19 protein-coding genes are annotated in these 20807 nt (G+C 65.6%); 3 read left to right on the top strand and 16 right to left on the bottom strand.

Features of this window, described 5'->3' with window-relative positions:
• The first annotated feature begins 23 nt into the window (after window positions 1–23).
• Both X268_RS10660 and X268_RS10655 read left to right on the top strand, forming a co-directional pair.
• The gene (locus X268_RS10660; protein ID WP_164937658.1) at window positions 24–998 is read left to right on the top strand and encodes a sugar ABC transporter substrate-binding protein; all 975 of its coding nucleotides are present in this window, start codon (window positions 24–26) and stop codon (window positions 996–998) included.
• Between the two features lie 72 nt (window positions 999–1070).
• Window positions 1071–1358 carry a YciI family protein gene (locus tag X268_RS10655; RefSeq protein ID WP_128924909.1) on the top strand — a complete coding sequence of 96 codons (288 nt, stop codon included), beginning with the start codon at window positions 1071–1073 and terminating at the stop codon, window positions 1356–1358.
• An 89-nt stretch (window positions 1359–1447) separates the two neighbouring features.
• Here X268_RS10655 and X268_RS10650 read toward each other — a convergent pair whose 3' ends face one another.
• From X268_RS10650 to hydA, 13 genes are all read right to left on the bottom strand, one after another.
• Entirely contained in the window at window positions 1448–2440 is a 993-nt protein-coding gene (locus tag X268_RS10650; RefSeq protein WP_128924908.1) for an ABC transporter ATP-binding protein, read from the bottom strand.
• The gene (locus X268_RS10645; RefSeq protein WP_164937657.1) at window positions 2437–3426 is read right to left on the bottom strand and encodes an ABC transporter ATP-binding protein; all 990 of its coding nucleotides are present in this window, start codon (window positions 3424–3426) and stop codon (window positions 2437–2439) included. Before X268_RS10645 ends, X268_RS10650 begins: the two co-directional genes overlap by 4 nt.
• A 31-nt stretch (window positions 3427–3457) precedes the next feature.
• Entirely contained in the window at window positions 3458–4381 is a 924-nt protein-coding gene (locus tag X268_RS10640) for an ABC transporter permease (protein WP_128924906.1), read from the bottom strand.
• Window positions 4378–5319, bottom strand: a complete 942-nt coding sequence (locus X268_RS10635; protein ID WP_128924905.1) for an ABC transporter permease — start codon at window positions 5317–5319, stop codon at window positions 4378–4380. The genes X268_RS10640 and X268_RS10635 overlap by 4 nt, the downstream gene beginning before the upstream one ends.
• 17 nt (window positions 5320–5336) lie before the next feature.
• Window positions 5337–6938 (bottom strand): ABC transporter substrate-binding protein, encoded by a 1602-nt coding sequence (locus X268_RS10630; protein WP_128924904.1) that lies wholly within the window; start codon window positions 6936–6938, stop codon window positions 5337–5339.
• Window positions 6939–7092: 154 nt separating this feature from the next.
• Window positions 7093–8763 carry a nickel ABC transporter ATP-binding protein NikE gene (gene nikE, locus X268_RS10625; RefSeq protein ID WP_128924903.1) on the bottom strand — a complete coding sequence of 557 codons (1671 nt, stop codon included), beginning with the start codon at window positions 8761–8763 and terminating at the stop codon, window positions 7093–7095.
• The gene (locus X268_RS10620) at window positions 8760–9608 is read right to left on the bottom strand and encodes an ABC transporter permease (protein WP_128924902.1); all 849 of its coding nucleotides are present in this window, start codon (window positions 9606–9608) and stop codon (window positions 8760–8762) included. The genes nikE and X268_RS10620 overlap by 4 nt, the downstream gene beginning before the upstream one ends.
• Window positions 9605–10636, bottom strand: a complete 1032-nt coding sequence (locus X268_RS10615) for an ABC transporter permease (RefSeq protein ID WP_128924901.1) — start codon at window positions 10634–10636, stop codon at window positions 9605–9607. The genes X268_RS10620 and X268_RS10615 overlap by 4 nt, the downstream gene beginning before the upstream one ends.
• A 31-nt stretch (window positions 10637–10667) precedes the next feature.
• On the bottom strand, window positions 10668–12287 hold the full coding sequence (locus X268_RS10610) for an ABC transporter substrate-binding protein (protein WP_128924900.1): 1620 nt from the start codon (window positions 12285–12287) through the stop codon (window positions 10668–10670).
• A gap of 119 nt (window positions 12288–12406) precedes the next feature.
• Window positions 12407–13843, bottom strand: a complete 1437-nt coding sequence (locus X268_RS10605; protein WP_128924899.1) for an NAD(P)-binding domain-containing protein — start codon at window positions 13841–13843, stop codon at window positions 12407–12409.
• A complete protein-coding gene (locus X268_RS10600; protein ID WP_128924898.1) occupies window positions 13840–14589 on the bottom strand; it encodes an SDR family oxidoreductase in 750 nt (249 codons plus the stop codon). The genes X268_RS10605 and X268_RS10600 overlap by 4 nt, the downstream gene beginning before the upstream one ends.
• 1 nt (window position 14590) lies before the next feature.
• The gene (locus tag X268_RS10595) at window positions 14591–15565 is read right to left on the bottom strand and encodes an NAD-dependent epimerase/dehydratase family protein (RefSeq protein ID WP_128924897.1); all 975 of its coding nucleotides are present in this window, start codon (window positions 15563–15565) and stop codon (window positions 14591–14593) included.
• Window positions 15566–15581: 16 nt separating this feature from the next.
• On the bottom strand, window positions 15582–17051 hold the full coding sequence (gene hydA, locus X268_RS10590; protein WP_128924896.1) for a dihydropyrimidinase: 1470 nt from the start codon (window positions 17049–17051) through the stop codon (window positions 15582–15584).
• Window positions 17052–17108: 57 nt separating this feature from the next.
• Between hydA and X268_RS10585 the strand changes: the two genes are divergently transcribed.
• The gene (locus tag X268_RS10585; RefSeq protein ID WP_128924895.1) at window positions 17109–17771 is read left to right on the top strand and encodes an aspartate/glutamate racemase family protein; all 663 of its coding nucleotides are present in this window, start codon (window positions 17109–17111) and stop codon (window positions 17769–17771) included.
• On the opposite strand, the gene X268_RS10580 is transcribed toward X268_RS10585, so the two are convergent.
• The 3 genes from X268_RS10580 to X268_RS10570 all read right to left on the bottom strand — a co-directional run bounded on the left by X268_RS10580 (window position 17768) and on the right by X268_RS10570 (window position 20798).
• Window positions 17768–18427, bottom strand: a complete 660-nt coding sequence (locus X268_RS10580; protein ID WP_208764431.1) for a flavin reductase family protein — start codon at window positions 18425–18427, stop codon at window positions 17768–17770. The two genes, X268_RS10585 and X268_RS10580, sit on opposite strands and share 4 nt — an antisense overlap.
• 5 nt (window positions 18428–18432) lie before the next feature.
• A complete protein-coding gene (locus X268_RS10575) occupies window positions 18433–19365 on the bottom strand; it encodes an N-carbamoyl-D-amino-acid hydrolase (protein ID WP_128924893.1) in 933 nt (310 codons plus the stop codon).
• 137 nt (window positions 19366–19502) lie between these two features.
• The gene (locus tag X268_RS10570; RefSeq protein ID WP_128924892.1) at window positions 19503–20798 is read right to left on the bottom strand and encodes an aminotransferase class III-fold pyridoxal phosphate-dependent enzyme; all 1296 of its coding nucleotides are present in this window, start codon (window positions 20796–20798) and stop codon (window positions 19503–19505) included.
• Window positions 20799–20807: the final 9 nt, after the last annotated feature.

Here is a 20807-nt window from a genome sequence, read left to right as displayed (position 1 = left end):
GCAAAATGAGGGATGGAGGCAACATGACACGGAAACTGGGCTATCTCGCGCTGCCGCTGCTGATGGCGGCGGCGTTCACCAGCCAGGCGCGCGCCGACGGCGAGACCATCGCCGTCTTCACCAAGAACCAGACCAACCCGTTCTTCCAGACGGTGCGGGTCGGCGCCGACAACATGGCGAAGACGCTGAACGCCAAGACGCTGCAGTACATCCCGACCAAGCCGGATTCGATCCCCGAGCAGCTCAGCCAGATCGAGGACGTCGTGGTGAAGAAGCCGAGCGCGATCGTGTTCACCCCGGTCGACTACAAGGCGATGGTGCCTGGAGTCGAGAAGATCAACGAAGCCAAGATCCCCGTCGTCAACATCACCGACCGTTCCGCCGGCGGCAAGTTCCTGTCCTTCGTCGGCGCCGATGATTACAGCCTCGGGCTCGAGACTGCGCGCTTCCTGCTCAAGACGCTCGGCGGCAAGGGCAACATCGTCATCATCGAGGGCGTCAAGGGCTCGCTCACCAATGTCGACCGCGTGCGCGGCTTTAACGACGCGCTGAAGGAAGCGCCCGGCGCCAAGCTCTTGGCCTCGCAGCCCGGCAACTACCAGCGGCTCCAGGCGCTCCAGGTCATGGAGAACCTGATGCAGTCGAATGCGCAGATCGACGGCGTGCTGGCCGCCAACGACGCCATGGCGGTCGGCGCGATCGAGGCGCTCGACGGCGCCAACCGCAAGGCGCAGGTGATCGGCATCAACGGCACCAAGGAGGCGATCGACGCGATCAAATCCGGCAAGCTGCTCGCCAGCGGCGACTACAACGGCTTTGCGCAAGGCTGCCTCGGCACCATGATGGCGATCCGCGCCTTGCGCAACCAGCCTGTGATCGCCGAGATCGTGCTTAAGCCCACCGTCATCACCAAGGACAATTATCAGCCGTTCGACGTGCCGCTGGAGCAGCGCACCTGCCCGACCTTCGAGGACGCCGGCAAGCTCGGCGCCAAGTAAATCCACCCCTCACATCCGGACGGCCGCCACAGCGGCCGTCCCAAGAACGAAAGCCAAGAAACGGAGATCACCATGCTGTTCGCCATTCACGCCATCGACCGCGCCGGTGCGCTGCCAACCAGGCTCGCCAATTACGATGCCCACAAGGCATTCCTGAGCGACACCTCGCGCTTCGGCGTCAAGATCGTGATGTCGGGACCGCTCGTCTCCGACGACGGCGCAACCATGATCGGCAGCCTGTTCCTGATCGAGGCGCCCAGCCGTAGCGAGGTCGAAGCCTTCAATCGCGCCGATCCCTTTGCCGCGGCCGGGATCTGGGAAAAGATCACGATCACCGGCTTCCTGCGCCGGCAGGGTTGAGGCCGCCCCAGTCAAAAGTGCGAAAACAACCCCATGCACAGTAGAATGGGGTTGTTTTTGCTTGGGAATTTCCGGCGTCAATCCCGCTCTTAGCTTCTCGTCGCAGCCGTCCCTTCATCGAGGTGACAGGCCACCCACTGCTCGGTTCCCACCGCGCGGAGTGTCGGCTCCTCGACCCGGCAGCGGTCGAAGACGAGTGGGCAGCGGGTGTGAAAGCGGCACCCCTTCGGCGGATTGATCGGGCTCGGCACATCGCCCTTGAGGATGATCGGATTTCGCTGAGCACCCGGCTCGGGCAGCGGCACTGCGGACAGCAGCGCCTTGGTATAGGGGTGCTTGGGTGCCGCAAAGATCTCGCGGCGCGGCGCGACCTCCACGATCTTGCCGAGATACATCACCGCGACGCGGTGGGTCATGTGCTCGACGATCGCGAGGTCGTGGCTGATGAACAGAAGCGCGAGGCCGAGTTCGCGCTGGAGGTCCTGCAGGAGATTGACGATCTGCGCCTTGACCGAGACGTCGAGCGCCGAGACTGCCTCGTCGCACACGATCAGCTCGGGCTCGGCCGCGAGCGCGCGTGCAATGCCGATGCGCTGACGTTGGCCGCCGGAGAACTCGTGTGGCCTTCGGTTCAGCGCCTCTCGCGGCAGGCGCACAGTGTCCATCAGCGACGTGACACGCACTTCGAGGTCTTCCGCCGACTTGGCGAGGCCGAAATTCCGGATCGGTTCGGCCAGGATGTCGCGCACGCGCATGCGCGGATTGAGGCTCGAGAACGGATCCTGAAACACCACCTGCACACGGCGGCGCATCTGGCGCATCGTGCCTGGCGCGGCATCGTCGATGCGCTGGCCGTCGAGGATCACCTGCCCCGCGGTGATGTCGAACAGCCGCAGGATGGCGCGGCCGACCGTCGACTTGCCGCAGCCGGATTCGCCGACCAGCGACAACGTCTCGCCGCGCGCGATCTCGAAGGACACGCCGTCGACCGCATAGACGAATTCGGACTTGCGGTTGAACAGGCCGCCCGTGACCGGAAAGTGCTTCTTGAGGTCGTTGACCTGGAGCAGCGGAGGACTCATGCCGCAATGGCTCCCTTGGCGGCGTAGTGGCAGGCGGCGATGTGGCGGGGGCCCTTCTCCTCCAGACCGGGCGCATATTGCCGGCAGAGGTCGGTCGCGAGCGCACAGCGGCCGGCGAAGACGCAGCCGGTGATTGGCTTGCGCAGGTCAGGCACCTGCCCAGGGATCTCGGCGAGCCGCGTCGCGGCGCCTGACAGCGAGGAGCCGAGCTTCGGCACCGCGCCCAACAGGCCTTGCGTATAGGGATGGCGCGGGGAACGAAACAGCTCGGCGACCGGCGCCTCCTCGACCTTGCGGCCGGCATACATCACCATGACGCGTTCGGCGATCTCGGCGACGACGCCGAGGTCGTGGGTGATCAGGATGATCGCCGCGCCCACGCGGCGCTTCAGATCCAGCATCAGCTTCAGGATCTGCGCCTGGATGGTGACGTCGAGCGCGGTGGTCGGCTCGTCCGCGATCAGGAGCTTTGGATTGCAGGCGAGCGCGATGGCGATCATCACGCGCTGGCGCATGCCGCCGGAGAGCTGGTGCGGATATTCGCGCACGCGCCGCTTCGGTTCGGGAATGCCGACCAGCGTCAGCATCTCGACCGCATGCATCTCGGCGGCCTGCTTGTCCAGGCCCTGATGGATCATCAGCGTCTCGCGGATCTGGCGGCCGACGGTCAGAACCGGATTGAGGCTCGTCATCGGCTCCTGAAAGATCATCGAGATGTCGTTGCCGCGGATCGCGCGCATCTCGCGGTCGGACAGTTGCAACAGGTCCCGGCCCGCGAAGCGAATGGCGCCCGCGATCCTGCCCGGCGGCTCCGGGATCAGCCGCATCAAGGACATCGAGGTCACCGACTTGCCGCAGCCGGATTCGCCGACGATGGCCAGCGTCTCGCCTTCATTGACATGGAAGGACACGCCGTCGACCGCCCGGTTGATGCCGCCGGGGGTGCGGAAGTGGGTCTGCAGGTTCTCGACTTCGAGCAGGGCCATCGCTATCAGCCTCGATCCATCACAGCCAACATCACAGACTCTTGGCCATGCGCGGGTCGAGCGCATCGCGAAGGCCGTCGCCGAGAAGATTCACAGCGAGCACGGTGACGGACAGGAACGCCGCCGGAAAGAACACGATGTAGGGCTTGCCCTGCCACAGCGCGCGGCCCTCGGCCATGATGTTGCCCCAGGATGGAATGGTCGGTGGCGTGCCGGCGCCGATGAAGGACAGGATCGCCTCCGTGATCATGGCGCTCGCGCAGATATAGGTCGCCTGCACCAGCATCGGCGCAACCGTGTTCGGCAGGATGTGGCGCAGGATGATCATCGGCGTCCGCGTGCCGCAGGCCACGGCGGCATCCACATAGGGCTGCTCACGCAGCGACAGCACCACGCTGCGGACGAGACGCGAAACGCGCGGGATCTCGGCAACGGTGATCGCCAGGATCACGTTGCCGACGCTGCCGCGAGTCAGCGCCATCAGCGCGATCGCCAGCAGGATCGGCGGGGTCGACATCAAGCCGTCCATGAAGCGCATCAGGATGCCGTCGGCCCAGCGGATGAAGCCGGAGACCATACCGATGGCCAGCCCCGCCGCGGACGCGAAGATCGCAACCGACAGGCCGACCGTGAGCGAGACCCGCGCGCCATAAAGAACGCGCGAATAGATGTCGCGGCCGAGCACGTCGGTGCCGAACCAGAAATCCGCGGACGGTGCGCGCGTGCGCTTGGCGGGCGCGAGCGCGGTCGGATCGACCGTTCCGAGATAGGGCGCGAACACCGCGATCAGGACCAGGATCAGCAGCATCGCGCCACCGATCGCGACGGTGGGATGGCCGCGCAAAAATCCGATGAAGCCGCGCCGGATCGTGACCGGCCGCAGAATCTCAGGCAGTTGCGGCGCGAGGACGAGCCCGGCCGGCATCGATTGCGGATTGACGGCGGTGTCGGTCAATAGCGGATCCTCGGGTCAACGAGCGTGTAAATGACGTCGATCATCAGATTGACGAGGACGTAGACGAAGCTGAACAGCAGCACGATGCCCTGGATGACGGGATAGTCGCGGCGCAGGATCGCATCGATCGTGAGCCGGCCAAGACCGGGGATCGCGAACACGCTCTCGGTGACGACCGCGCCGCCGATCAGGAGCGCGATGCCTATCCCGATCACGGTCACGATCGGCACCGCCGCGTTCTTCAGCGCGTGAATGAACAGGATGCCGCCCTGCCCGAGGCCTTTGGCCTTGGCGGTGCGGATATAGTCCTGCTGCAGCACTTCGAGCATGGCGGCGCGGGTGATGCGCGCGACCAGGGCGATGTAGACGCAGCCGAGCGCGATCGCGGGCAGGATCAAATTCTCCAGCCACGGCCAGAAGCCCGCGCTGAGCGGCGTATAGCCCTGCACCGGCAGCCATTCGAGCTCGAGCGCGAAGATGTAGGCGAGCATGTAGCCGACCACGAAGACGGGCAGTGAGAAGCCGAACACGGCAAAGCCCATGATGATACGGTCGATCAGGCTGCCTGCCTTCCAGGCCGCCACCACGCCGAGCGGCACCGCCACCACGATCGTCAGCAACAGCGTGACCATCATCAGCGACAGCGTCGGTCCGAGACGCTGCCCGATCATCGCCGAGACCGGCAGGTTGGTGAAGATCGAGGTGCCGAGGTCGCCGTGCAGGATACGCCAGACCCAGCTTCCGAACTGGACCAGGAAGGGCCGGTCGAGGCCGAGGCTCTGGCGGATGCGCTCCACATCCTCCGGGCTTGCCTGATCGCCCGCGATCACCACGGCCGGATCACCCGGCGCGATGTAGAGCAGGCTGAACACGAACAGCGCGACGATGGCCATGACCGGCAAGGTCGCGGCGATGCGCCGGAGGATGTAGGAGAGCATCTGGCCTCAACGCGCGATCATGCGGACTTCGACACGCCCCAGAAGAACGGCAGCGGCCCCTTGGTGATGCCGGAGACGTTCTTGCGCCATGCGGTGTACGTCAGGAAGAAGCCGGTCGGCGCGTAGACGACGTCCTCGATCGCGGCCTTATTGACCTTGCCGATCGCAGCCTTTTCCTCTTCGACATTCTTGGCCTCGAACCAGCCCGTGATCTCCTTTTCGGTATTGGGGCTGTTGGGCCAGCCGAACCAGGCTTTGTCGCCATTGGCGCGGATGGCGGTGTAGGCGGCGGGCGTGATGCAATCGGCGCCGGCATGCCAGCTGTGGAACATGTTCCAGCCGCCCTGCCCCGGCGGCGTCTTCTGCGCCCGGCGCGAGCCGACCGTGCCCCAATCGGTCGCGACGAAGTCGACATTCATGCCAAGCCGCTTCAACAGATCCGCGGTGACGTCTCCTTGCGCCTTGGTGATCGGCTGGTCCTGCGCCACGAGGCAGGTCACGGGCTGGCCGGAATAGCCGCTCTCGGCCAGCAGCTTCTTGGCCGCGTCGAAATCGCGCTTGCCCTTGAGGATCTCGCCGCCCAGCTCGTTGTAAACAGGCGTGTCAGGCGTGAAGAAGCCGGGCAGCGGCTTCCACAGCGCGTTATCGTCGCCGACGATCGCGCGCATATAATCTTCCTGGCTGAGCGCCATCAGCACCGCGCGCCGTGCCCGCACGTCATTGAACGGTGCGAACAGATGATTCATGCGGAAGGAGCCGATATTGCCGAGAGGATCGCCGATGTCGACGCTGATGTTCTTGTTCTTCTTCAGCACGGGCACGAGGTCAGCGATCGGGTTCTCCCACCAATCGACCTCGCCGTTCTGCAACGCCGCGGCAGCGGTGGCCGGATCCGGCATCACGATCCATTCGATGCGATCGAGCTGCATCTGCTTGCCGCCCGCGAGCCACGACGCCTTCTCCTGGCGCGGCACGTAATCGGCGAACTTCTCGAACACGGCCTTCGCACCCGGCACCCATTCGCCCTTGGCGAACTTCATCGGACCGGAGCCGACATACTCGGTGATCTGCTTGAAGGGATCGGTCTTCGCAATGCGCTCGGGCATGACGAAGGAACAGGGCGCGTTGTTCTTGGCGAGCGCGTAGAGCATTTTCGGGAAGGGCTGCTTCAGGACCCATTTGAAGGTGCGGTCGTCGACGGCGGTCAGTTCCTGCTGGATCGCGAGGATCATCAGACCCATCGGGTCGCGCGCGGCCCAACGCGACAGGCTCGCAACGACGTCCTTGCTCAGCACCGGCTCGCCGTCATGGAATTTGAGACCCGGGCGCAGCTTGAACGTCCAGATCTTGCCGTCGTCCGAGGTCTCCTCGGACTCGACCATCTGGCGCTGCGGCTGCAGCTGCGCGTCGATCCCGTAAAGCGTGTCCCAGACCATCGCGGCCGCATTGCGCACGACATATTGCGTGCCCCAGATCGGATCGAAATTGGCGAGATTGGCCTGCGGCACGAAACGCAGCGTCCGCGCGGATGCGCCTTGCGCGATGGCAGGGGCCGAGATGCCGGTCAATGCCAGACCGCCCGCGCCGGCCAGTCCCTTCAATACGGTCCTGCGATCCATGAAGTCCTCCCAGTAATGCCGTGATGCCGGCCATCGTTGGCCAAGAGCAGGTGAAACCAGAGCCCATTGGCCTGCAAATGGTATGCCACTAACCGGCCCTTCGCCAGCGGGATCTCATTGCGATCTGGGCCGGTTTTGAGCTTCAAGCCAGGCCTCAAAGCGCCGTCGCCAGCATCGCGCCGGTCTCGATATGCGGGATCGCCTCGACCAGCTTGCGCGTGTAGTCGGTCTTCGGATTGTCGAACAGCGCCCGGCTCTCGCCCTGCTCCACGATACCGCCGTTGCGCAGCACGATGGTGCGGTCGCAGAGCATGCGCACCACGTTGAGATCATGGCTGACGAACAGCAGCGCGATGTCGTTCTCGCGCCGCAAGCGGTCGAGCAGTTGCAGCACAACTGCCTGAACCGAAACGTCGAGCGCGGCGGTCGGCTCGTCCAGCACCAGCAGCCGCGGCCGACAGGCGATGGCCCGGGCGATGCCGACGCGGGCCTTCTGGCCGCCCGAAAGCTGGTGCGGAAAACGCGGCAACAGGTCCTGCGGCAACCCCACTTTCTCGGCGCATTCTTCGACGCGTTTGCGCAGAGCCTCGCCCGCGCGCATGCCATCGAGCCGCATCAGGGGGTGCGCGATACAATCGAAGGCCGTAAAGCGCGGGTTGAGGCTCTCGTTCGGATCCTGGAACACCATCTGGATGTCTTTTCGCAGGGGCGAACGGTGAAAGTCGCGTGAGGCCACGTGGCCGATCGAATGCCCTGCGAATACGATGTCGCCTTCGCTCGGGTCGATCAGCCGGCAGATCATCCGCGACGTCGTGCTCTTGCCGGACCCGGATTCACCGACGAGCCCGACGCTCTCGCCGCCGGCCATCGTCATCGAGAAATCGGCAACGGCCGCGGCGCCCTGGTCGAAGCGCTTTGCAAGCTTGCGCACTTCCAATAGCGGCGGCGTGCCGTGCGCAAGCTCAGGCCGGGGCTTGCTGATGACGGCCGCATAGCGCTCGCGTTCCTCCTCCGTCACGAGGTCCTCGATACGGGACGTCGCGGTCGGCGATGCCGCAACCAGCCGCCTCGTATAGGCATTCCGGGGCGTGCTGAACAGCGTCCTGGGATCAGCCTCTTCGACGATGCGGCCGCGCTCCATCACCGCGATGCGGCGGCAATAGCGCGCCGCGAGGCCGAGATCATGCGTGATCAGAATCGTGGCCATGCCGCGCGCCGCGGCGATGTCCGCGAGCAGATCCATCACCACTTTCTGGGTGGTGACGTCGAGGCCGGTGGTCGGCTCGTCCGCGATCAACAGCGCGGGATTGCAGGAGATCGCGATCGCGATCATGACGCGCTGGCACATGCCCCCCGAGAGCTCATGCGGATAGGCGTTCATCCGCGCTTCGGGATCGCGGATCTGGACGGCGCGCAACAGGTCCAGCGCCTCGGCGCGCGCGGCCTCCTTCGTTATCTTTTTGTGAGTGAGGATCGCGTCCGCGATCTGCAGTCCAATCGCGCGGATCGGGTTCAGCGCGGCGCGGGGGTTCTGGAAGATCATCGACATCGCGGCACCCTGGAGATGACGGAGGTCATCGCCGCGCAGCTTCGTCACGTCCTGACCGCGAAACAGGATCTTGCCGCCGGTGACGCGCCCGGCCGCATCGAGCAGCCGGGTCGTGGCAAAGCCGGTGACCGACTTGCCCGAGCCGCTTTCGCCGACGAGGCCGAGCATCTCGCCCTTCGCGACCGAGAGCGTCACTCCGCGCACCGCCTCGACCATGCCACGCCGGGTCGAGAACGTGACGTGGAGATCGTCGATCTTGAGCAACTCCTCGCTCATGTGCGCATCCGGGGGTCGAGAATGTCCCGCATGCCGTCGCCGAGGAGGTTGAAGCACAGCACCGCCATCATCAGCGCCAAGCCCGGAAAGGCCACCAGCCACCATCGTCCCGTCGAGATGAAGCGCGCCCCCTCCGCGACCATGATGCCCCATTCCGGCGTCGGCGGCTTGACGCCGAGACCGATGAAGGACAGGCCGGCGGCATTCAATATGGCCCAACCGAGATTGAGCGAGATCTGCACCGCCATCGCCGGCAGGATGTTCGGCAGCAGAAAGCGCAGCACGACAGAGAAATGGCTCTCGCCACAGGCGCGCGCCGCCTCGACCCAGCCGACATTGCGGCGGACGTTGACCTCGGCGCGGGCGAAGCGGATGTAGAAGGGGAGATTGATGATCGCGGTGGCGATCACGATGTTCTCGATGCGGTTGCCGAGGGCCGCGACCATCGCCATCGCCAGCACGAACAACGGAAAGGCCATCATGACGTCGACGAAGCGGCCGACGCCGCGATCGAGCCGGCCGCCGGCATAGCCGCAGAATGAGCCGACCACGGCTCCGATGAGGAACGAAATGCCGACCGCGGAGACGGCGATGGCAAGATCGAGCCGCGCGGCGATGACGAGACGGCTGAACACGTCGCGGCCGAGCTGGTCGGTGCCCGCAATATGCGCCGAACTCGGCGGCAGCAGGGCCTCCGAGACATTCGAGGCCACGGGATCGTAGGGTACGATCCAAGGCCCGAAGATCGCGACCAGCACGAACAGGAGCACGCCGGTCGCCGCAATTGCGGTCAGCGGGTTGCCGCGCAGGATCCAGACCGAATGGCGAAGGGTTGCGCTGGTCATCCGATCGACACCCTGGGATCGGCGATGCCGTAGCAGATGTCGACGACCAGATTGACGAGCACGAACAGGCTGGCCATCAGCAGCACGAAACCCTGCACCGGCGCGTAGTCGGAGGACAGCAGCGCATCGAGCGCATAGGAGGCGACGCCCGGCCAGGAGAACACCTTTTCCACCAGCACATTGGCGCCCAGCATGGTCGAGAACACGATGCCGGCGATGGTGATCACGGGCAGGATCGCATTCCGCAGCGCGTAAGTGACGACGACCTTGCGCCAGGACAATCCGACCGAGCGCGCCGTGCGCACGAAATCGCTGCCGAGCGACACCAGCATGGAGGCCCGTGTGATGCGCGCCAGCGGCGCGATCACGAACAGGGCCATGCTCACCGCCGGCAGGATCAACTGCTTGCAGGCCGTCCACCAGCCCTCGATGTCGCCGGCGAGCAGGAAGTCGATCAACAGAAAGCCGGTGCGCGGCGGCGGCACCGACGTGAACACGTCGATCCGCCCGGTCGGATCCGGCGCGAGCCCGAGCAGATAGTAGAACACGTAAATCAAGAGCAGGCCCGAAACGAAGGTCGGCACGCAGACACCGAGCGCGCAGAACAGCCGCACGCCGTGATCGACGATCGACCCTGGCCGCAGCGCCGCCAGCACGCCGAGCGGCACTGCCGCGATGAGCGCGATCAGGAGTGCGGTGAAGGTGAGCTCGAGCGAGGCCGGCAGCCGCTCGCGCAGATCCTTCAGCACAGGCTGCCCTGTCATCATGGAGCGGCCGAGATTGCCGTGGCCGATGTCGGAGAGATAGAACACCAGCTGCTCCGGCACCGATTTGTCGAGTCCCATCTGCTTGCGGATCTGCTCGATCTCCTCCTTGCCGGCATTGGGCCCCGAGGCGAAGAACACTGCGGGGTCGCCGGGCAGCACGCGCATCAAGAGAAAGGTGAAGACCAGCACACCGAACAGCGCCGGCAGCGACGACAAGAGCCGCCTGCCCGCCCGCACCATCGTTGCGCCAAGACCGGTCATCGCCGTTCAGAGCCTCCCTCGCCTACCGATATCACTTGCGACTGACATCGCGATAGTCGACCTGACGATGGAACTCGTAGGTGTAGCCCTCGATCGACGAGGCCATCACCGCGTCCTGGTTCGGCTGCCACAGCATCACCTGCGGCATCAGGTCGAAATGCATCGCGTTGAGCTTGCGGCCCGCTTCCTCGTACTGGGCCTTATCGGGCTCGAAGCGGGCTTCCTGCGCGATCGCGGCAAGCTCCGGGTTGTTGATCGAAGAGTAGTTCCAGCGCTGATTGCCGGTGTAGAAGTTGCGGTAGAAGTAATCGGTCGACGGCAGCCAGGCGACGATGCCTTCGGTAAAGAAGGGAAGCTTCTTCTCGTTGATCTGCGTCGACATCTGCGCGTCCGGCAGCTTCTGGATATCGACCTTGATGCCGATCTTGGCAAGCGACTCCTTGACCAGCGCCGCCATCGGCTCGGCGGTCGAGGCCTGGCCGACATTGAAGCTGAAGGTGGTCGAGAAACCTTCCGGCAGGCCGGCCGCCTTGAGATATTCCCTGGCCTTGTCGAGATCGGTCTTCAGCGGCTGCTGGAACGGATAGATGCCGTTGAGCGGCTTGCCATCCGGCCAGGTCGCGCCGAACAGCGGCGCGCCGCGGCCGAACAGGGCCGCCTTGAACATATCGTCATAAGGCAGCGCGAATGCGATGGCGCGGCGGACATTGACGTTGTCGAAGGGCGGGATCTGGTTGTTCATCGAGACGAAGGTGATCGAGTTGTATTGCGGCGTCGAGATCACCTTGAGCTTGCCCTTGGCCTCGAGCGATTGCACGTCGCTGGCCTGGAGGTCAACGACGAGATCGGCATCGCCGCGCTCGACCAGGTTGGCGCGGGTCGCCGGCTCCGGCACCGACTGGATGATCACGCGCTTGAAGAAGGCCGGCTTGTCGGGCGAGCCGCGGTTCCAGGCCTCGTTGCGCTTGGCGATCACCTGCTCGCCCGGCTTGAAGCTCTCGACCACATAGGCGCCGCTGCCGGCCGTATGCTCCTTCAGCCAGGCCGTCGCCCAGGGATCATCAGGCGTCGCGTGCTCCTTGGCGACCTTCGAGTTGATGATCATGGGATAGACGGTGGCGAGATTGGGGAGCGCGAGCTTGTCGGGCTTGGGCAGCGTCACCTCGATGGTGAGAGGATCGACCACCTTGAACTGATCAGCCGACGTCAGGGAGCCTGTGAGCAGCTGCGCCTTGCCGAGGATCGGCGCGGTGACGCAGCGATCGAGCGACCATTTCACGTCCTCGGCGGTGACGGGCGAGCCGTCCTGGAATTTGGCGTCCTTGCGCAGGCGGAATGTGAGCTTCAAGCCGTCGGGACTGACTTCGTAGGATTCGGCGAGCTCACCCGTGATCTTGTCGAGATCGAATACCCATTTGCCGTTGAGCTGCTTGCGGCCGAACGCCACGAGCCGGTCGTAGGTGCTCATGCTCAGGGCGAAGGATTCGCGCGTCGAGCCGGGGATGTTGGGGTCGAGCGTGTTAACCGACGCGCCGGTGACGTAGCGCAGTGTCTCGGCCCGGGTTTGCGCCTGCGAAGGCGCGGTGGCGATGAGCAACAGCGCGGTGGTGGCGAGCACGGAGGACGCCGACCTGAAAGACACAAAACGCATTGGTTTTTCCCTGAATTTCGTACGAGAGCGCCAGCAAGGCAGGTAAAGAAGGAGGCAAGTTGCGCGCCAGTCTCATGGCGCGCGCTTGCAGACGCGTCGTCGCGGAGGCGCATGGATGATCACTGCAATTCCTCCATTCTTCGCGCAGGCCGCGTAACCACGGCCTGCGGCACGTCATAGGCGCTGAGCGCGGCCCAGTGCCGCTCGACATCGGCGCGAAACAGGCCGCGCGTCAGGCCATGGACCAGCTTCGGCACCGCCGTCGTCATTGCGTTGATCGAGGATCCCGATGCACCAAAGCTCATGGTGGAGGCGATGGCGAAGAGATGGATGTCGGAGATCCAGGGTGTCTTGCCCGGCACGCGCTCGGTGAAAGCGTAATCGTCGGCGAGATAGGGGAAACGGCCGAGCCGTTCGTTGCGCTCGCCCGCCGGCGGCTGGTAGCGGTCGCCCCAGGTCGCGATATTGCCGGCGAAGCGGCTGAGCTCGCTGCGCCCGGCGAAGTTCATGTCGATGCCGGTGCCGCAGATGACGAAGTCGGCGGTGATGCTTCTATGCGGCGTCTGCAATTCGACCGCTTTGCCGGTCTCGCGCGCGGCTTCGACCGGCGCGCCCTCGCGCAATGTGAAATTGGCGTGACGCGCGCAACGATCGTAGGTTGCTTGCGGAAATCCCTCGCGCATTTCCAGGATGGTGCGCATGAAGCGCCAGCGCCAGGCATCATCGAGATCGCTGAGATGACGCAGGAAGCCGCGGAAGGTCAGCCAGCGATAGGGCTGGATCAGCTGGATCTGCGCGCGGCGGCAGAGCAGATGCACCTCGGCGGCGCCGGCTTCCAATGCAGTCGCCGCATTGTCGAAGGCGGATGCGCCGGCGCCGATCACCGCGACGCGCTTGCCGCGCAGGCCTTCGAAGTCGATGTCGTCAGCGACGGTCGCGACCTGGCCTGACGGCAGATGACGCAGCGGCTCGGGGGTGATCCAGCCGCCCATGCCTTCCTGCCCCGTCGCCAGCACGATCTTGCGGGTGTAGAGCGTCTCGATGGCGCCGGCCTGTTTCACGCGCGCGGCGAGCAGGCCGCCCGCCGCCGGCGCAATCTCCAGAAGCTCGCAATCATTGCGCACCGGCAAGCCGATCGTGTGCCGCACCCACAGCAGATACGCCGCCCAGTGCTCTCGCAAGATCAGCGCGAGCTGTTGCCAGCTCTCCTTGCCGAAGCGCGCTTCGTGCCAGGACTGGTAGGTCAGGCTCGGGATGTCGAGGTCCGGGCCGGTGTAGTCCTTCGGGCTGCGCAGCGTCGGCATCCGGGCATAGGTGAGCCACGGGCCCTCCTTCCCCTCCGCGGCCTTGTCGATCAGCAGGATGTTGCTGACGCGCGAGCGCATCAGACCGAAGCCGATGGCAATGCCGGATTGGCCGGCGCCGATGATGAGGACATCCAGCGCCGGCTTGCCGTCCGGCCCGGCCTTCGGCTCGAGCCATGCGGCGCAGGGATGCGCGATCCTGGCGAGATCGGCGCGAACCTGCGCCTCGAGGTGTGTCAGCGCTTCGCTCATGCCGCCAGCCAGCCTCCGTCGACCACGGCCACGGTGCCGGTCGTGAACGAGGACGCATCGCTGGCGAGATGCAGCGCGGTCTGCGCGATCTCCTCAGGCACCCCGAAACGTTTCATGGCGTGGCGGTTGCGCGAGGCTTCGCGCACCTCGTCCGGACTGGCGTGGCGGGCAAAGCTGCGGCGAAGCATCGGCGTGTCGATCGCGCCCGGCGCGATCGCGTTGACGCGAATGCCGTCGGCGGCGAAATCCACCGCCATGGTGCGGGTCAGGCTGACGATGGCGCCCTTGGCGGCGATATAGGCGCTGTTGCCCTTGCCACCGGCGATCGCGAGCTGCGAGGCCAGCGTGACGATCGAGCCGCGCTTTCGCCGCTGCATGTGCGGCACCGCCGCCCGCGCCCACAGCCAGGTGCCGCCGACATTGGTGCGGAACACCGCGTCCCAGTCTTCAAGGCTCGTCGTCAGCACCGTGCCGCCGCAGGAGAAGCCGGCGGCGGTCATCAGGACATCGACCTGCCCGTGGCTTCCGACGACGTCGCTGACGACGGTTTCGGCGAGACCGGCATCGCCGACGTCGCCGACATGGATCGTTGCCTCGCCGATCAGCCTAAGCGTCTCCTGAAGGCCCACCGCATCGCGATCGACCAGCGCGAGCCGCGCGCCCTCCTCCGCGAACAGTTTTGCGCTGGCGCGGCCGATCCCAGAGCCTGCTCCCGTGATGATGGCCGTGCGCCCCTGCAGCCGCATCTCAAATCTCCTCCTTGTGCTGCACCCACCAGGCGCTCATCGCGGCTGCCGATTCCGCGCAGCCGAACCGCGCACGCCAGCCGAATTCGTCGGCCATCCGCGCAACCGACATCGGCGCGCGATCACCGCCGTGGAGCTTGATGAAGGTCTTCTCTCCGGGCGCCGCGAGCCGGCACTGCAGCCCCGGATGCAGGGCCGCAAAGGTCTCACCCCATTGCAGCGCCGACCAGGCCACGCCGCTGGAGATATTGTAGAGACTATGGCGCGGCCGCTCGGCTTCGATCAGCACGGCCACTCCCTCGGCAGCGTCCGGCGCGTAGGTCCAGTCCTTCACCCCCGACGCAGGCAGCAGCGCCGGCTCCCCGCGCGCGAACGCGGCGAGGATCTGGTACTGGAGGCTCGGCGTATCGCGCACCGAGCCGGGCCGTTCCCACGGACCGAACACAGCGCTCAGCCGCACGCTCAGGAAATCGCCGCCAAAGAACTCGGCATGGCGTGCCACGGAGCGCTCCGAGGCGAATTTGCTGATGGCGTAGAAGGAGACGGGATCGCAGGGGGTCTCCTCGTCCAGCACCGAAACGCGCTGACCTGCGGCGCCGTAAGCCGATGCCGACGAGAGATTGACGAGGCGGCGAACACCATGGCGGATCGCCGCTTGCAGGATCGGAATCTGGGCCATGACGTTGATCTCGAGAACGCGCGCCGGCGATGCGCGTTCAAGCTCCTCGCCCGCGGTGACCGCGGCGCCCAGCACGATTGCGTCCCAGCCCTCGGCGATGAGAGCGTCGATGCGTTCTGCGTCGGTGATGTCGCCCTGCACGGTTTTGAGCCGCTCGCCATAGTCGGCCAGCGATCGCGGCGCTGTCGGCGGTAACGGCGCACGATCATACAGCGTCACCTCGTGCGCACGCGCGAGCAGCACCTCGGCCAGATTGAGGCCGACAAAGCCGGTGCCGCCGAAGATGACGATCTTCATCGCGCGCGATCCGCCGTCACAGCAATTTTGCCCCGAAATTCCGTTCCGGATCCATGTCGGCGACGAGCCTTCCGGTCGGCTTTGCCGCCTCACCGCCGCTGCGCGCGAGGAATTTTCCGCTGCCGGCGGATGCGAGGCACTTGTTGTCCTCGACGATCACGCGGCCGCGCGACAGCACCGATACCGGCCAGCCCTTCAGCTTGCGGCCTGCGAACGGCGTGTAGCCGGCAAGGTCGTGCATCATCTCGTCCGCGATCACGGTCTCGCGGTTGGGGTCCCAGATCGCGATATCGGCATCGGCGCCGACCGCGATCGAGCCCTTGCGCGGATGCAGATTGTAGATTTTTGCCGGCGCGGTCGCGGTGAGCTCGACGAACTTTTCCAGGCCCAGCCGTCCCTTCGACACCATCGCGTCGAACAGCAGCGGCAGCCGCAGCTCCAGTCCCGGCAGTCCGTTCGCGACCTGCTTGAAGTTCGGACTCGGGCCAGCGCGCAGCTTGCCGGTCTCGTCATAGCGATACGGAGCGTGGTCCGACGAGATGGTCTGGAGATCGCCGAGCGAGAGCGCCTGCCACAGCGCCTCCTGGTCCGCATGCGTGCGCGGCGGCGGGCTGCACATCCATTTCGCGCCCTCGGAGCCGGGCTTGTCGAGATCGTTGGCGGTCAGGAACAGGTATTGCGGACAGGTCTCGGCAAACACCTTGAGCCCCTGCCCGCGCGAATCCCGGATCACCTTGGCGCCTTCGGCGGTCGAGACATGGAAGATCATGATGGGCTGGTCGATCAGCGCCGCCATGCCGATCAGCCGGGTGAAGGCCTCGGCCTCAGAGACGCGGGCGTGGCTGACGGCGTGGGATTTCGGCATGGTGTAGCCGCGCGAAAGCAAGCGCTTCACCATCCAGGCGATGATGCCGTGATTTTCGGCATGGGCGCACAGCATCGCGCCGGACTGGCGCGCGGCCAGCAGAATGTCGAGCAAGGGCTCGTCGTCGACCTTGAGGCGGTCGTAAGTCATGAAGATCTTGATCGACGCATGGCCCTGCTTCACCAGCGCGGGGATGTGCTCCTCGACCGTCTCCCTGGTGGCATCCGCGATGATCATGTGAAAGGCGTAGTCGATCACCGCGCCCTTCCTGGCCAGCGCATGATAGTCCTCCACCACCTGCGGCAGCTTCATGCCGACATGCTGGGCCGCGAACGGGATCACCGTGGTGGTGCCGCCGAACGCGGCAGAGACGGTCGCGCTCTCGAACGTGTCGGCATTCATGATGCCGGCCGCGGACAGCTGCTCGATATGGGCGTGGCTGTCGACGCCGCCGGGCAGCACCAGCTTGCCGCGCGCGTCGATCTCGCGCTTGGCGGGGGGAAGCCCGCGGCCAATGGCCGCGATGGTCTCGCCTGTGATGGCGACGTCGGCCTCGAAGACGTCCGTGGTGGTGGCGACGCGGCCGCCGCGGATGATCAGGTCGTAAGCGGGTTCAGTCATGAGGCACTCCGTGATAGGCTCAAGGCACGTTCTCGAAATTTCTTAGGAAAAACCGACATGTCCCGGCCGCGCATTCTCGTCATCAATCCGAACTCCACCCCCGCCGTCACGCAAGGGCTGGAGGATGCGCTGAAGCCGCTCGAGTTCGAGAGCGGGCCGGAAGTGGTCTGCCGGACGCTGGCGGAAGGTCCGTTCGGGATCGAGAGCCAGGCCGACGTCGACAGCGTCGCGATGCCGCTGCGAAAGCTGGTCGAAAGCGACAACAGCTCGGCGGCCTTCGTCATCGCCTGCTACAGCGATCCCGGGCTTCAGGTTTGCCGCGAAGGCACTGACCGGCCCGTGTTCGGTATTGCCGAGTGCGGCGTGCTGACGGCGCTCGCTCGCGCCGAGACTTTCGGCGTCATCGCGATCGCCCAGCGTTCGATCCCGCGTCACATGCGCTATCTCAGGCAGATGGGATTGACGGAGCGACTCGCCGGCGAGCGGCCGCTGAATATGAGCGTCGCCGAAACCGCATCGGGCGAAGGAACGCTGGCGAAGATGATCGAGGTCGGCCGCGCGCTGCGCGACGAGGACGGCGCCCGGGCCATCGTGATGGGCTGCGCCGGCATGGCGCGCCACCGCCGTCCGCTGGAGGACGCGCTCGGCATTGCCGTGATCGACCCAACACAGGTGGCCGTCACCATGGCACTGGGTACGGTGCAATTCTCGGTTCACTAGGCGTCCTTCAGCTCTTTGGTGCCCCGCCGCGCCAGCCATTGCGCATGGCTCTCGCGGGTCAGTGAAAACGTATCCCGCTGGGTCGTGTAGAGATTGCCGAACATACGGCCGACCGGCCGGTAGGCGTCGAGGTCGACATACATGTTGGCCTCATCGACCAGCCCATCGCGGGCATGGACCCTGAGCACCTCGCCAACCAAGAGCTCGCGATCCGGCGAGAAGGTCAACACAATTTGGCGCCGGCATTCGAGCGCGAAGGGCGCAGCGGCAAGGCGCGGCACCTTCACGTCCACCGAGGCGAGCGTGGCAAGTCCGGTCGCAGTAACCTCGCTGTCGCCGGAGGGAAAATCGACCGCGCAGTCGTTCATCGCTACCGACAACGCCTCATCCACCATGTGAACCACGAACTCGCCATCGCGGTGGATGTTGCGGGTCGTGTCCTTGGGCGAGTGATCCGGCTTGTGCTGGAGCCCGAGCACGATCAGTGCGGGGCTTTCGGAGAACACGTTGAAGAAACTGAAGGGCGCGGCATTGATGGCCCCGTTCGCGTCGAGCGTCGTCACCAACGCGATCGGCCGCGGCACCACCACGCCGCAGAGCAGCTTGTAGCGATCCCGCGGGTCCAGTTCGCGCAGCGATATGCCCTTGCCTGCCATCGGCGTCACTTCTCCGGCGGCGGCACCGCGCCGGTCTGACTGGTGATCAGGCCGTAATGCTCGATGCGGCGATGCCGTGCGAAATCGAAGATCGTGGTCTTGCCGAAGATCGTCGCATCGAGGTCGCAGGCGTGGACCAGAACCTCGTCGTCCTCCGTCTTGGCTTCCGCAACGATCTCGCCATTGGGATCGACGATCAGGCTGCCGCCGAACAGCGGGTGGCCGTCCTCATTGCCGGCCTTGGCGACCGCGACCACCCAGGTTGCGTTCTGATAAGCGCCGGCCTGCACCGACAAGCGATTGTGGAACAGGCGCTTCTCGACGCCCTCCTCGCTCTTCTCCGCATTCACCGACGGCGTGTTGTAGCCGATCAGCACCATCTCGACGCCCTGCAGGCCCATGACGCGATAGGTCTCCGGCCAGCGCCGATCGTTGCAGATCGCCATGCCGATGATGCCGCCAAGCTCACGCCAGACCTGAAAGCCGAGATCGCCGGGCTCGAAATAGCGCTTCTCGAGGTGCTGGTGCGAACGCTTGGTGTCGTACTCGACATGGCCCGGCAGATGCACTTTGCGGTATTTGCCGACGATCTTGCCGGACTTGTCGGTGAGGATGGCGGTGTTGAAGTGATGGCCGTCGGGCGTCAGCTCCGCATAGCCGAAATTCATCGCGATTCCGTGCTGTGCCGCGCGCTCGAACAGCGGCCTCGTCGCCACGTTCGGCATCTCGCGCTCGAACCAGATGTCGAACTCGGAACGGTCTTCCGCGTACCAGCGTGGGAAGAACGTCGTCAGCGCAAGCTCGGGATAGACGACCAGGTCGGCGCCCCTGCTCTTGGCTTCATCCATCAGGGCGATCATGCGCTTGACCACGGCCTCGCGGCTGTCGGCCTTCTGAATCGGACCCATCTGGGCGGCGGCAACATTGACGATACGCATCAGCGATTTCCTGGTGATCTCTCGGACGAAGCCGCAGCTTCAGCGACGTGCCGGCGCGTGCAGCTTAACGCAGCCTCGCCCGGAATTTCCAGCCGGACGCCTGCGCGCCGGCATGATGTGCATGGCATGATCCGCACTCACCGGTGCTCCTCATCGGCAATGTCGAGGCCATGGTCGAGCGCGTCCAGAAGCAGCTCGGTCTCGCGCTCGGAGATGACAAGCGGCGGGGCGAGGAACAGCGAGGTCTGCTCGCCGCTGGTTCCGATCACGGCACCGGCCTCCAGCGCGCGCTCCGCAACACGCGAGGCGATCGGCACCTCGGTGGTGTCGGCATGCCAGGAGCGCCAATCCGGTCCGTGCAGCTCGACCGTCCAATGCAACCCCTGCCCCGCGGCGCGCCGCACGCTGGGATGCTTCTGCGCGATCGCGAGCAGGCGGCGGGCGAACAGCTGCTCGAGGCGCTGCACGCGCTCCAGAATCTTCTCCTCGGTGACAACCTTGAGATAGGCGCTGACGGCGGCCATGCTGATCGGATGGCCGCGCAGCGTGCCATAGTTCTGCCAGCTCGTGCCCTTCAGCCGCTCGACGATCGCCTTCGACACCACGACGGCGGCAACGGCGGCCGCGCCCCCGCCGAGCGATTTTCCAAGGGTCACAATATCAGGGCGACTTTGTGCCCCTTGAAACGCGAACCAGCGCCCGGCACGGCCCGCGCCGGTGACGACCTCGTCGGCGATCCAGTACGAGCCCGCCTGTCGCGCGCACTTCGCCACCTCGTCCTGATAGGCGCCATCGTAGTAGATGCCGCCTTGGGTGTAATCGATGATCGCCGCCGCCGTATCCGACAAGAGGCGCGGCGCGTCTGCAAGATACTCGCTGGGCGGCGTATTGTTGGCCGGCGCGCCGTAGATCGCGCCATCCGGTGCCGGCAGGATCCGCACCGGCGCCATCGGCGCCGGCAGCTTCGAGCCGCCGGCATGCACCGCAAGGCCGCCGTGCCATTGCGGCTGCACCGTCGTGCTGCGCGACAGGCCGGTGATGCCGTGATAGGCGCGCTCGCGCGTCGCGAGCGGTGCGCGCTGGGTCAACGCCTGGCAGAGCGACAGCGCCATGTCGTTGGCCTCGCTGCCGCTGATGCAGAAGCGTACCGCGCCGACCCAATCGTCTTCGCCCTTGAACGCCGTGGCCATCAGATCGTCCGCTGCCCGTTCCCGGCCAACCCAGGTCCAGCCTTCGTTGACGACGGGCGTGTCCGCCGCCCGGCGGATCGCCTCCACCATGGCGGGATGGCGGTGCCCCAGCCCACCGCCGGTATTGCTGCCGTCGATCAGCTTGCGCCCGTCCGCAAGATGAAAATAGACGCCCTCGCCGCCGACCACGGCCATGGGCGCGCTGTCGCCAGCATTCAGCCCGGTTCGCAACAATCGGCTCATGGCAATCCC

The organism is Bradyrhizobium guangxiense (genome assembly GCF_004114915.1).
Lineage (GTDB): Bacteria > Pseudomonadota > Alphaproteobacteria > Rhizobiales > Xanthobacteraceae > Bradyrhizobium > Bradyrhizobium guangxiense.
This window is presented reverse-complemented; position numbering and strand designations above follow the sequence as displayed.

What these genes read in the sequence shown, in the direction of transcription:
- X268_RS10650 (WP_128924908.1), bottom strand. Translation starts at nt 2,440, where the DNA reads ATGAGTCCTCCGCTGCTCCAGGTCAACGACCTCAAGAAGCACTTTCCG.
- X268_RS10570 (WP_128924892.1), bottom strand. Translation starts at nt 20,798, where the DNA reads ATGAGCCGATTGTTGCGAACCGGGCTGAATGCTGGCGACAGCGCGCCC.
- X268_RS10600 (WP_128924898.1), bottom strand. Translation starts at nt 14,589, where the DNA reads ATGCGGCTGCAGGGGCGCACGGCCATCATCACGGGAGCAGGCTCTGGG.
- X268_RS10575 (WP_128924893.1), bottom strand. Translation starts at nt 19,365, where the DNA reads ATGCGTATCGTCAATGTTGCCGCCGCCCAGATGGGTCCGATTCAGAAG.
- X268_RS10635 (WP_128924905.1), bottom strand. Translation starts at nt 5,319, where the DNA reads ATGCTCTCCTACATCCTCCGGCGCATCGCCGCGACCTTGCCGGTCATG.
- X268_RS10645 (WP_164937657.1), bottom strand. Translation starts at nt 3,426, where the DNA reads ATGGCCCTGCTCGAAGTCGAGAACCTGCAGACCCACTTCCGCACCCCC.
- X268_RS10595 (WP_128924897.1), bottom strand. Translation starts at nt 15,565, where the DNA reads ATGAAGATCGTCATCTTCGGCGGCACCGGCTTTGTCGGCCTCAATCTG.
- nikE (WP_128924903.1), bottom strand. Translation starts at nt 8,763, where the DNA reads ATGAGCGAGGAGTTGCTCAAGATCGACGATCTCCACGTCACGTTCTCG.
- X268_RS10605 (WP_128924899.1), bottom strand. Translation starts at nt 13,843, where the DNA reads ATGAGCGAAGCGCTGACACACCTCGAGGCGCAGGTTCGCGCCGATCTC.
- X268_RS10630 (WP_128924904.1), bottom strand. Translation starts at nt 6,938, where the DNA reads ATGGATCGCAGGACCGTATTGAAGGGACTGGCCGGCGCGGGCGGTCTG.
- hydA (WP_128924896.1), bottom strand. Translation starts at nt 17,051, where the DNA reads ATGACTGAACCCGCTTACGACCTGATCATCCGCGGCGGCCGCGTCGCC.
- X268_RS10620 (WP_128924902.1), bottom strand. Translation starts at nt 9,608, where the DNA reads ATGACCAGCGCAACCCTTCGCCATTCGGTCTGGATCCTGCGCGGCAAC.
- X268_RS10585 (WP_128924895.1), top strand. Translation starts at nt 17,109, where the DNA reads ATGTCCCGGCCGCGCATTCTCGTCATCAATCCGAACTCCACCCCCGCC.
- X268_RS10660 (WP_164937658.1), top strand. Translation starts at nt 24, where the DNA reads ATGACACGGAAACTGGGCTATCTCGCGCTGCCGCTGCTGATGGCGGCG.
- X268_RS10610 (WP_128924900.1), bottom strand. Translation starts at nt 12,287, where the DNA reads ATGCGTTTTGTGTCTTTCAGGTCGGCGTCCTCCGTGCTCGCCACCACC.
- X268_RS10580 (WP_208764431.1), bottom strand. Translation starts at nt 18,427, where the DNA reads ATGGCAGGCAAGGGCATATCGCTGCGCGAACTGGACCCGCGGGATCGC.
- X268_RS10615 (WP_128924901.1), bottom strand. Translation starts at nt 10,636, where the DNA reads ATGACCGGTCTTGGCGCAACGATGGTGCGGGCGGGCAGGCGGCTCTTG.
- X268_RS10655 (WP_128924909.1), top strand. Translation starts at nt 1,071, where the DNA reads ATGCTGTTCGCCATTCACGCCATCGACCGCGCCGGTGCGCTGCCAACC.